The organism is Endozoicomonas arenosclerae, from assembly GCF_001562015.1.
In the GTDB taxonomy this organism is placed as follows: Bacteria; Pseudomonadota; Gammaproteobacteria; order Pseudomonadales; family Endozoicomonadaceae; genus Endozoicomonas_A; species Endozoicomonas_A arenosclerae.
Window position 1 is genome coordinate 1 of sequence record NZ_LASA01000105.1, and the last position, 10,747, is coordinate 10,747.

At 47.0% G+C, this 10,747-nt stretch carries 10 protein-coding genes and 1 rRNA gene; 8 read left to right on the forward strand and 3 right to left on the reverse strand.

Annotation, left to right across the window (positions count from 1 at the left end):
• Nucleotides 1–127: 127 nt before the first annotated feature.
• The 6 genes from rrf to ylqF all read left to right on the forward strand — a co-directional run bounded on the left by rrf (nucleotide 128) and on the right by ylqF (nucleotide 5,111).
• Nucleotides 128–243, forward strand: a 5S ribosomal RNA gene (gene rrf, locus WG89_RS16820).
• A 1,019-nt stretch (nucleotides 244–1,262) separates the two neighbouring features.
• The gene (locus tag WG89_RS16825) at nucleotides 1,263–1,889 is read left to right on the forward strand and encodes a LysE family translocator (RefSeq protein WP_062268232.1); all 627 of its coding nucleotides are present in this window, start codon (nucleotides 1,263–1,265) and stop codon (nucleotides 1,887–1,889) included.
• Nucleotides 1,890–1,997: 108 nt separating this feature from the next.
• On the forward strand, nucleotides 1,998–2,768 hold the full coding sequence (locus WG89_RS16830) for an SDR family NAD(P)-dependent oxidoreductase (protein WP_062268233.1): 771 nt from the start codon (nucleotides 1,998–2,000) through the stop codon (nucleotides 2,766–2,768).
• A 126-nt stretch (nucleotides 2,769–2,894) separates the two neighbouring features.
• Nucleotides 2,895–3,212 carry a hypothetical protein gene (locus tag WG89_RS16835; protein WP_172806835.1) on the forward strand — a complete coding sequence of 106 codons (318 nt, stop codon included), beginning with the start codon at nucleotides 2,895–2,897 and terminating at the stop codon, nucleotides 3,210–3,212.
• Between the two features lie 57 nt (nucleotides 3,213–3,269).
• A complete protein-coding gene (locus WG89_RS16840) occupies nucleotides 3,270–4,196 on the forward strand; it encodes a 2-hydroxyacid dehydrogenase (protein WP_062268237.1) in 927 nt (308 codons plus the stop codon).
• Between the two features lie 51 nt (nucleotides 4,197–4,247).
• Entirely contained in the window at nucleotides 4,248–5,111 is an 864-nt protein-coding gene (gene ylqF, locus WG89_RS16845; RefSeq protein WP_062268239.1) for a ribosome biogenesis GTPase YlqF, read from the forward strand.
• 36 nt (nucleotides 5,112–5,147) lie between these two features.
• Here the strand turns inward: ylqF and WG89_RS16850 are convergent, their stop codons facing one another.
• Nucleotides 5,148–5,924: a hypothetical protein gene (locus tag WG89_RS16850; RefSeq protein WP_062268241.1), complete on the reverse strand. Its 777-nt coding sequence runs from the start codon at nucleotides 5,922–5,924 to the stop codon at nucleotides 5,148–5,150.
• A gap of 75 nt (nucleotides 5,925–5,999) precedes the next feature.
• A complete protein-coding gene (locus WG89_RS16855; RefSeq protein ID WP_153301645.1) occupies nucleotides 6,000–6,740 on the reverse strand; it encodes a hypothetical protein in 741 nt (246 codons plus the stop codon).
• Nucleotides 6,741–6,905: 165 nt separating this feature from the next.
• Here WG89_RS16855 and WG89_RS16860 point away from each other — a divergent pair, with 165 nt between their 5' ends.
• Together WG89_RS16860 and WG89_RS16865 are read left to right on the forward strand one after the other, a co-directional pair.
• Nucleotides 6,906–9,299, forward strand: coding sequence for a penicillin acylase family protein (locus WG89_RS16860; protein ID WP_062268245.1), 2,394 nt, complete (start codon nucleotides 6,906–6,908; stop codon nucleotides 9,297–9,299).
• Nucleotides 9,300–9,434: 135 nt separating this feature from the next.
• Nucleotides 9,435–10,421, forward strand: a complete 987-nt coding sequence (locus WG89_RS16865; RefSeq protein ID WP_062268247.1) for a sterol desaturase family protein — start codon at nucleotides 9,435–9,437, stop codon at nucleotides 10,419–10,421.
• 125 nt (nucleotides 10,422–10,546) lie between these two features.
• On the opposite strand, the gene WG89_RS16870 is transcribed toward WG89_RS16865, so the two are convergent.
• Nucleotides 10,547–10,747: hypothetical protein (locus WG89_RS16870; protein WP_062260213.1), on the reverse strand; the 201-nt coding region annotated here is incomplete at its 5' end.

A 10,747-nucleotide genomic window follows, 5' to 3' on the forward strand; every position in this document is an offset into this window, starting at 1 on the left:
GCATACACTCCATCCGTGGAGATAAGCCATACACATGGCGAGAGTGGGCAGCAAGAAGTAAAAAACAGCTTAAGTTAAAACGGATTCCAGAAGGCCGTCGGAAACGACGAACTTCAAACCAGTTTTGCCTGGTGACCATAGAGTGTTGGAACCACCCGATCCCATCCCGAACTCGGAAGTGAAACGATACATCGCCGATGGTAGTGTGGGGTTTCCCCATGTGAGAGTAGGTCATCGCCAGGCACTAAATATAAAAACCCCGACAGCGTTGCTGCCGGGGTTTTTTATTTATACGCCTTTTGATTGGACTCTCACAGAGAACCCCACACGCATCGACGATGACTGTCGTTCACACCGCGTTCGGGCCTGAACTGGGAAGTGACAAATTTGACCGGATCAAATTTGGACAGCTTTAGCTGCCCGCAGGGTGAAACACAGGACGTGTTTCATCAAACGATAGGCCTCGCTTGCGAGGCCCTCTAGCCAACAATCCCCATATTCTTTTGAGCATTAGCAGCCAGGCATTACCAGTCAAAACTCGGGAAAGTAACTTCCGTATTGAAACCCTCTCAAAACCCGTTCGGGCTGAGCCTGTCGAAGCCCAATACCAGAACCCTTCGACAAGCTCAGGGTGAACGGAATCCTGTGTAAATCTGTGAAACAAATCCTAAGACAGAAACTTGGCAGAATTCCAGCTCAATAAATACTAACTGTCCAGCCAGAATAAACTACTCAGCTAGACTCTGCTGCTTCTGAATCTTATGTGCTTCCAGTAACTTCTGAAATTCCTTGATAGTCGACTCCGCAATTAATCATTTCTTCCGACTGGAACGACCATGACAGACTTTGTCTCCATAGTAGTCATTGTCGAAATTACAATCGCTTTGACCTTTAGTTTGCTGAGCTGAAGCACTGAAACCATCTTGTTTCTTTTTTGTCTGCTTAGATGTAGTCATAAGGTCGCCCTCTTGTTGTATAGAATAAAAGTCTATGGATAAGCGAATGAAACTGGAAATTGGAAATGGCAATCGCAATGATAGAAAAGATGTATTTAAGTCGTTGTAATGTGTTGGGCCTGATCCATTTCCAATGGCTTGGAAGGCTGTCTATGTATCATAAAGCCAAAAAGATATATGCAGAGTGGCTGAGAGTTTAAAAGCAGGAAAGCTTGAAGATTTTAGAGCAAACTCTGAATCTCTAGATCTAAATATCTGATACATTATCCCCCTCTAACCGTCAGAAAATAAAAAGGAATACGGGTAATGCCATTAGAGAGCTGGTTGTTGTTCTGCTCGGTTGCCTTAATTGCAACGTTATCCCCGGGACCTGCGATTTTGCTGGTGATGACTCAAAGTCTGCAATACGGTCCTGTAAGACCCTTGTTTGCTATTGCAGGTAATCTGACTGGATTGTTGTTGCTTTCTACCTGTTCAGTATTGGGGCTGAGTACTCTTATTATGTACTCCGCATTGGCATTTACTGCTGTGAAAGTGATCGGTGCAGCCTATCTGGTTTATTTGGGCGTGAATCTCTGGCGAAAAGGGCTGTCTATCTCTTTGTCAGATGCGCAAGTGGAGTCTCGCAAACATGGGCTTCATTTATACATCCAGGGTCTATTAGTAGCAGCGACCAATCCAAAAGCTCTGGTGTTTACCATGGCACTCTTTCCTCAATTTATTAACGTTTTGGAGTCACTGCCACTGCAGTTTGCGATTATGGTGACGACACTGATGTTCTTTTCTTTTAGCTGTCTCCTCTTCTACAGTTTACTGGCGCACAATATCAAAGGTCGCTGTCAGAGCTGGCTGACCAGTCCGTTCTCAGGAAAGGTTTTTGGCTCAACCTTCATAGGTGCCGGGACTTTGTTGGTGCTTGCAGGCCAACGTTAGGCCAGAGATTATCGGAACATTCTAGTTATCTATAAATTAAGTCTCGTACTTTAATTCTGCTTTGAGTAGGCTGTCACCACAATAATAATTCCAATGAGAACTGTGGTTATGACACATCAGGATTATTTCTCCCTCAAGGGGAAGACCGCCATTATCACCGGCTCAGGCAAAGGCATTGGCAAAGCCATTGCATTGGCTTTTGCTGAAGCGGGCGCAAATGTTGTTTGTGCAGCCAGAACCCAGGCTGATATAGAAGCTGTTGCAGAGCAGGCTCGAGGATATGGTGTTAAGTCTCTGGCTGTAGCCTGTGATGTTATGGATGAGTCGGCTTTGAATGCCATGGTGGTGCAGGCACTGGAAGTCATGGGACAAATAGATATTCTGGTCAATAATGCCGGTGGTGCCAGACCGGGTCCTGCCATGTCTGTTACGGGAGAACAATTAACCCGTGATTATGAGTTTAACGTTACTACGGTATTTAATCTCAGTCGTATAGTAGCCCCTCATATAGAGTCTCAAAAAGGAAGTATCATTAATATTTCCTCAGCGGCTTCAAGATACAGCCAGAAGAATTTCAGCAGTTATGGAACCGCTAAAGCGGCAATCAACCAGCTAACCCGATTGCTTGCAGCCGAATTTGCACCTGGGATCAGAGTGAATGCCATTGCTCCCGGAGCCATTATGACGGAAGCCCTGGGGCAGTTTCTGGATGAGGCTTCAGCCCAGGCTGTTATTGAAAATACGCCTATGAACGCTATGGGACAGCCGGAAGATATTGCTCATGCAGCAGTCTTTCTGGCTTCTCCCGCTTCCCGCTGGATAACGGGTAAAGTTCTGGAAGTAGACGGTGGAGCGGAGTCTTCCCCCTGGCCTTTTTAAGCGTTTGTTAAAGATACTTTTGATCTGAATAATAAGCCTTTATTCTTCTTCTGATTGCAGTAGGAGAAGTTTATGAGGCCGATTCTTTTTGTACTTATGATGGCTCTGTTGACTGGATGCGCTTCCGTGCAGAGGCATAATAGTGAATATCCGCTTCAGGTTTATGTCCAGCCTTCTCCGTCAGGCTATATCAAGATTAAAACCTATATTTCTGATACTGAGCTTGTGCCTTCAGGTGTAGCTCGGGTAGAAACTGATTCAGGTCGTGTTATCAGTGAAAAAGAGCTTAAAGAGGGTGAGACACGATTCTTGTACCCGGTAGGTGAGAATCGCGTAATCATTAAGGTTCTGGATTCAGAAGGTAATAAGGGTCGCTCTATCCTGACTTATGGCCAGGCTTTTCCAGGTCGAGACTCCGGTCGTTACTTCAGGCCAGCACCATAAATCGTTGTTAAAAGAGCTTCAGTTGCGAATCAATGCTTCATTGAGAGGTTCAGGTTGATGAAAATCCTTGTCTACAACAGGAAAAACAGTGAAGTCTGGACTTCAGCTGTCAGAAACGCATTTCCTGATGCTGATGTACGTCATTGGGTAGAAGGTGATTGCCATGACTGGTTGGCTGACTACGCAGTGATCTGGCAACCTCCTGCTGCGTTTTTTCAGCAACAGACACAATTGAAAGCTGTTTTTAATCAGGGTGTAGGAGTGGACAGCCTGGTGAGTCTTGAGAGTCTGCCTGCAGACCTCCCGGTCTTTAAGTTACGGGGCGTAGGCATGGAAGAATATATGTCAGATTATGTGACTTATGGGCTTCTGCATTTTTATCGCGACTTTGACCTGTACAGGCAGCATCAGTCAGATAAACAATGGCAGCCGCACAGAATTGCTCAAAAGTCTGACTGGACAGTAGGTATTCTGGGTCTGGGTGTTATAGGTAAAGCTGTGGCAGAGGCTGTCAGTCATTTGGGCTTCCCCGTGATTGGCTGGAGTCGATCAGAGAAAACGGTTCAGGGAGTGAATTGTGTATCGGGTAAAGAAGGGCTTGATCATCTGTTGAGAGAATCCAGAGTGCTGGTCAGTCTATTACCTTCCACGCCATCAACTCATAAGCTACTGAATCAGGAAACTCTGACAAAGTTACCAGAAGGCGGTGTGCTGATAAACGGTGGGCGCGGGGATGTGATTGATATCGAGGCTTTGCAGGTTCTTTTGAAGTCAGGACATATGCGAGGCGCTATGCTGGATGTGTTTGAGAAAGAACCTTTGGAAGACAGCCATCCTTTCTGGAATAACAGTAAAGTCATGATTACTCCCCATATTGCTGCCCCTACTCCTGTTGCTCAGGCGCTGGAACAGATAGTGGCTGACATAGCTCTTATTGAGCAGGGAGAAATGCCCCCGGCGATAGATAAAAGTCTGGGTTACTAGAAGCTGCCAGAGCGTATAGAATACCGGCCTTCAGCACATTGAGGTTTTACTATGGCAATTAACTGGTTTCCCGGGCATATGCACAAGGCTCGAAAGGAGATCAAAAAGGTCGTTCCGGAAGTCGATTTGATCATCGAGGTTCTGGATGCTCGGCTTCCTTTCAGCAGCGGAAACCCTCTGGTGCCGTCTCTGCGTGATAAGACTCCTTACATCAAGGTGTTGAATAAATCTGATCTGGCCGATCCTGCAGTCACTGAACGGTGGATCAGAGAGATGGAGAAGGAAGAAGGTGTAAAAGCCATTGCCCTGACCCAGAGCCAGCCGGAAAAAGTACGCAGTGTATTGAAGCTCGCAGAAAGCATGGTTGAGCGCAACCTGGACATCAAAGGCATGAGAGCCATGATTCTGGGGATTCCCAATGTGGGCAAGTCCACCATGATCAATACCTTGGCCAATCGCATTATTGCCAAGACCGGTAATGTTCCAGCAGTGACCAAGCAGCAGCAGCGCATCAAATTGCCTAATGGCATGATCTTACTGGATACGCCTGGATTTTTGTGGCCCAAGTTGGAGCCGGAAGCTTGTGGCTATCGTCTGGCGATCTCGGGAGCCATCAAGGATGCTGTGCTGGAATATGAAGACATTGCCCTGTTTGCTGCTGAGTATTTTCTGAAGGCCTATCCGGAAGCACTTAAGCAGCGTTTTCAGCTCAGTGAGCTGCCAGCGACTGATATTGAATTGATGGATGCCATCGCGGCCCGCAGGAACTGCATGCGCAGAGGCGGAATTGCCGACCTTCATAAGGTCTCAGAGATATTGCTCAATGAATTCCGCAGTGGTGGTTTGGGAAGGATCAGTCTTGAAACACCGGAAATGGTTGAGCAGGAAAGGCCTGAGCCACAAGAAGAAGAGTAATTGTTGCAGTAGTTTGATCCGGCAAAGTCGGCTGGATCAAACTACTTGTTCCGGGGGCTTGAAGCTATCTGGATTGTTTATATAGAGCTTAACGATCTCCGTTGGTTCCATACCTTCTTTTTCAACTCGTGAAGCCCAGTTAAATTTTCCCTGATCCCTGTCCAGATGCCGGACTGAGAAATGGCCATCCTGTTCCCTTCTGAGCATCAACTCTTCTTCTTGTCCTGTTTCAGTGTTCTCAAGAAAGAACCAGAGTAAATTGTCTCCGCCGGGTGTCTTGATACTATAAGGGAGTACTTTATGTTTCTCGTGAGTGAACTCTTCCTGATATTCAGGTTTCAGTTTCGCCTCTTTACGCAGCTTGCCAATAACGGTTTCCGGAAGGGTCAGGTCCTGTTTTATTGTGTCAGAGCCATTGGTTGCGTTGAGTTCTCGTACCGCTTTGATGAAGTGGATCATGCCTTTGAGAAGGTTATACAAACCTTTTGTAGGTGCCGCTATAAATGTCAGAGGTAAGCTGAGGGCACCACCGATAGAGGCGCCTAGATATTGAAATGGTCTGACGGCCTTGGCATTAAAGAACTCCAGTTTTTTGGTGACAGTCAGAGTTTCCTCACCCCCGGCGGCTTTCTTAAGAGAGTGAGCTTTCCACTTTCTGACAGGAAATGTAACCAGTCTGCCGCACAATTTGCCGACTGCAGATCCTGCTCGACCACCTGCGTTAAAGGAATGGATCATTCCGTCAGGAACGGACTTCACTCCCATGGTTACCAGATATCCGGTAGCAGCGGCAACTGAAATAGGTGTTCTCATGGGGTGATTCCTTTCGTCAGGGCATCCTATTAACTAGTCGTCAGATAACAGGACTATTTGAGCCCATTACATGGATTAAATGCTATCGGTTGAGTTTTCATCTTCAGTGATAAAGTTCATTTGTTGGAGCTTGTTTTTCAGCTTCTTAAGCCTGTCAGTGGTTGGAAAATTCTCTGATACCATTTCATCCCCTTTTTCATTGGTATAAAGCATGCGAGACTGTGAACCTCCTCTGTATGGCTCTTCAAACAGACATTCAAATTCCTCTCCAGTGTCTTTTTTTCTGGCCAGGTAGTGATCTAATGGCTTTCCAAATTCGTCCAGTTTAGTGAAATGCACCACTGAAGCATTCTCGAAATCAAGCTCTTCTTTGATTTCAATTTGCTTCTCACGAAGTATCTGGGCAGGCACAAATTTTGGCAGCTTCATGTCTTGGGATCGGGTATAAGAATCTGATCTGGCATGGCGAAGACCCTTCAGAATGTTATAGAGGCCTTTGCCGGGAATGGTCAGTAAAGCCAGTGGCAGAGAAGCTATTCCTCCTACCACGGCACCAATCATTTTGCCGACTTTAACCACCTTGGCCTGATACTCATCCAGCTTCTTGACCTGAGCTGCAGTGGGAGAGGGATTGGCGCGGAACAGATTGCGCTTTTTCTTAAACCTGATCGGGACAGAGACCATTCGACCAATACCTTTACCAACAAAAGCACCGACTCTGGCTCCAGGATTCATGGCGTGACACAACCCGTCTGGCGTTCCTTTCAAAGCCATTTTGCCTACGTGTTTGAACGAGGTTCCTATTGATGGTGACATGATCGATCCTCCTTAATCGTCTTATGTAATTAAAAGTAGTTTATTTATTAGTGTTTTGAGCTTGAAAGGGACCGAAAAGCTGTGAAAGCCCCCTATATGTTGTAGAGTCATTGTGTTCCTTAAGGAACAGCACCTGATAATTAAAAGAAGAATTAAGGTAATACCATGGCTGTCTGGCTCAGGAGAGGCTTGTTACTCTCATTATGTCTGCTGATTCTCATCGCTCTCTCTCTATATGTCCTTCTTCAACAAAGCCTCCCTCTCCTGAATGGCGAGCAATCCGTTCAGGGCATTCAATCGAAAGTACTGATCGAACGGGATGATCTGGGGATTCCCACGATTTCTGGTGAGCAACGGACGGATATTGCTTCTGCCCTGGGCTACGTCCATGGTCAGGAGCGTTTTTTCCAGATGGACCTTAACCGCCGTAACTCTGCGGGTGAACTCTCTGAATTAGTCGGTGAGCTGGCACTGAAGCATGATAAAAACCAGCGTAAACATCGCTTCAGAAAAACGGCAGAGCAGGCTGTGATTAGAATGGAACCCACTCAACGTGCCATTCTTGATGCTTACACCCAGGGCGTTAATCAAGGGCTTCAAAGTCTGGACAGCAAACCTTTCGAATACTGGTTGCTGAATGTTGAGCCTGTCTTGTGGGGCAATGAAGATACCTTTCTGACTGTCTTCAGTATGTATATGGATCTCAATGACGATGAAGTGAAGCTGGATAATGCCAAGGGTTTCCTGAGTCGGGTGACATCCAAAGAAGTGATCGATTTTCTGTCTCCTCTTAGAACTCGCTGGGACTCTCCAATGGAGCCTGGCTCCTACCCTGTTCCAGCAACTCCAGGCTCTGATCAGGTCAATCTGCGTGAGAAAACACCAGAGTTTTTTAGTGCATTGACGGGGGAGCTCATTGAAGATGCCTTGATAGGTAGTAACAACTGGGCTGTATCAGGAGAGATGACCAGTCATGGCGGTGCCATGGTGGAAGATGACATGCACCTGAGTCATCGGGTTCCAACGATCTGGTATCGGGCTCAGTTTCGTTACTCTCACTCTGAAACCGGAGAACCTGTCAGCATTACAGGCGTCACTTTGCCCGGAGCCCCCATTATTGTTGTGGGCAGCAATGGCAAAGTGGCCTGGGGCTTTACCAACAGCACTGCAGACTGGGTGGATCTGGTTGAACTGGAGCTGGGAGAAAACGATCTTTATATGACTCCTGAAGGTCCTGAGCATCTAACCATCTGGAACGAAACCATTCAGGTCAAAGGTCAGGAGCCGGTGGTTGTGGAATATCGGGGAACACGTTGGGGACCTGTTATTGAGTCACCTTACGATTCTGCTCAATATGCACTTCGCTGGACCGCCCATGACCCGGAAGCCACCAACATCAATCTGATGAATCTGGAAACTGTCGATTCTGTGCATGAGGCAATGGCTGTGGCCAACACCAGCGGCATACCACCACAGAATTTCACAGTGGGTGATGCAGCTGGCAATATCGGTTGGACCATCGCAGGTCGCATACCCACGCGGTCAGGTCTCGATAGTACCTATCCCCTGCCCTGGCAGGATGCAGACAGCCACTGGCGAGCCTGGTTACCCACTGTTGATTACCCACGAATCCTGAACCCTGAAAATAATAGAATCTGGACAGCGAACGCTCGAGTTGTATCGGGAGAGAACTATAAGAAGCTGGGTAATGGTGGTTATGCCCTTGGGCCAAGGCAGATGCAGATTCGAGATGACCTGATGGCCATTGAAACGGCTGACGAGAAAAGCTTGCTGAATGTTGCTCTGGATGACCGTGCACTTTATCAGGAGAACTTGCGTCAGATTGTCCTGAACGTTCTTGATGAACCAGTCCGGTCAGAAAAGCAGGGTCGACAGGCTTTCTATCAATTTGTCGAGGGTTGGTCTGGCAGAGCTTCAACAGAAGACGTGGGCTACCGTTTAGTCCGGGAATTTCATGATGCTCTCAAGCTGAAAGTGGTGAAATTCCTGGGCCGCTATTTCATGTCGAAGGCTGAAGATGCCAAAGCAGACATAGAAGACAGCTGGTTACAGAAGATCAATCATGAGAATGAAATGCTGTTGAGACTTTATCAGGAGCAACCCATGAACTGGTTGAGTTCTCAATACGACAGTTGGGATGAGCTGTTCCTGGAAACCATTGATGATGTCATTGTTGATCTGGGCGGTGTGGATAAGTTATCTGAAGCCACCTGGGGGCAGCGCAATACTGCAAAGATCAACCATCCTCTCAGTGATGCCATTCCAGTGTTGGGACAATTCCTGAATATGCCAGCAGTGCCGTTGGAAGGTGATATCTGGATGCCAAGAGCTCAGAGACCTTCTGGTGGTGTTTCAGAGAGAATGATCGTGGCTCCCGGCCATGAAGAAACCGCTATTTTTCATATGCCCGGAGGCCAGAGTGGCCACCCGCTGTCGCCATTCTATAAAGCAGGCTATATGGACTGGGTTGAAGCCAGGGAAACACCTTTCCTTCCAGGTGATACTCAATACCAGTTAACACTGATTCCCGCTCAGTAAGCTTTGTAGTTTTAAAGAATAAAGGTCTTGGTTTTGACAACTGAGATCTTTTTTCAGTTTCTGGCAGATCGGAGCCATCGATAAAATCTTTCTGACCTGTCAAAGATTTTTCTGGATAAAAAAAGAAGCTGGGCCATGGATCATAAGCATAAAACAATAAAAGACCGTGTAGCGCCTGTTCTGGTATTTCCCCTGGTTTTGACTCTTTCACTCTGTTCGGTCTGGCTCATGCTGAGATTCGGAGTGCATGAAGGCATAGCCGTTTTTGCCGTACTGCTCCCGGGGGCTCTGCTGATCGCTGTTTTGGAAAGAGTGTTGCCCTATCGTCAGGACTGGAATCAGAGCGATGGCGACATAAAGACCGACTTTTTGCACATGCTCATTGCGCAGATTACTCTCCCAAGGCTGGTTAAGCCTGTCTGGTTGGCAGTTCTGGCATCATCGGTTGGCTGGATTGGAGTCCACTTTGAGAATGGGCTTTGGCCCCATGACTGGCCGCTGCTGGTTCAAGTGGCCATGGTTTTGCTGATAGCGGAGTTTGGTCGCTATTGGGTCCACAGGGCTGCCCATACTTATATTGCGCTCTGGCGATTTCATGCCGTACACCACAGCCCCAATCGACTTTACTGGATGAATGCCGGTCGCTTTCATCCTGTGGAAAAAGTCTTTTTCCTGATCCCTGAGATGGTGCCTTTTATTATTCTGGGCACTAATGTTGAAGCCATGTCGCTGTATTTTGTTTTTAATGGTATTCATGGCATGTTCCAGCACAGCAATATCCGGGTGAAGCTGGGTTGGTTGAATTATGTATTTGCCATGACGGAACTGCACCGTTGGCATCATTCCAAGCTGGTTCGGGAATCTAACCGGAATTATGGCAACAACCTGATTATCTGGGATCTGGTGTTCGGTACTTTCTTCTGGCCAAGAGACCGGGAAGTGAAAGTCATCGGGGTTTACAACCCGGATTATCCCAAGGGTTACCTGGCTCAGCTGAAGGCGCCTTTTCAGGGAAATATTGATAAACCTGCGGACTACAAACAACGCCCCGGATACTATGAAAATAAAATCAGGGAGGAATGTGGTGTGCTGGGGAATGACAAAGTGATCACGGTAAAATAATAAAAAAGAAGACGCCTGATATGGAAAAACAATTCAAATCGTTCAGTGAGTTCTATCCCTTTTATTTGAGTGAGCATGACAGTATTTTCCAATCCTGAAATGAGCCTGAAGGCAGGTACTACTACCTAACCCTCGGCTTGTCGCTCATGAACTAATTGAAACAGGATTTCTCTGGCTTGTTGCAGCTTTCTGGCCGCTTCATTATCGGTCATGGCTTCCGCTTTGTCCTTTAGTTGGTCCAGTGTAATCCCTTCTTTCAGGTACTGTTCTGGTTCCTTCAGTGACAGGAACTTTTCGTAAGGGGTCATCATGTTTTCATAGCGGTA

What these genes read in the sequence shown, in the direction of transcription:
- WG89_RS16855 (WP_153301645.1), bottom strand. Translation starts at nt 6,740, where the DNA reads ATGTCACCATCAATAGGAACCTCGTTCAAACACGTAGGCAAAATGGCT.
- WG89_RS16850 (WP_062268241.1), bottom strand. Translation starts at nt 5,924, where the DNA reads ATGAGAACACCTATTTCAGTTGCCGCTGCTACCGGATATCTGGTAACC.
- WG89_RS16825 (WP_062268232.1), top strand. Translation starts at nt 1,263, where the DNA reads ATGCCATTAGAGAGCTGGTTGTTGTTCTGCTCGGTTGCCTTAATTGCA.
- WG89_RS16830 (WP_062268233.1), top strand. Translation starts at nt 1,998, where the DNA reads ATGACACATCAGGATTATTTCTCCCTCAAGGGGAAGACCGCCATTATC.
- WG89_RS16865 (WP_062268247.1), top strand. Translation starts at nt 9,435, where the DNA reads ATGGATCATAAGCATAAAACAATAAAAGACCGTGTAGCGCCTGTTCTG.
- ylqF (WP_062268239.1), top strand. Translation starts at nt 4,248, where the DNA reads ATGGCAATTAACTGGTTTCCCGGGCATATGCACAAGGCTCGAAAGGAG.
- WG89_RS16840 (WP_062268237.1), top strand. Translation starts at nt 3,270, where the DNA reads ATGAAAATCCTTGTCTACAACAGGAAAAACAGTGAAGTCTGGACTTCA.
- WG89_RS16860 (WP_062268245.1), top strand. Translation starts at nt 6,906, where the DNA reads ATGGCTGTCTGGCTCAGGAGAGGCTTGTTACTCTCATTATGTCTGCTG.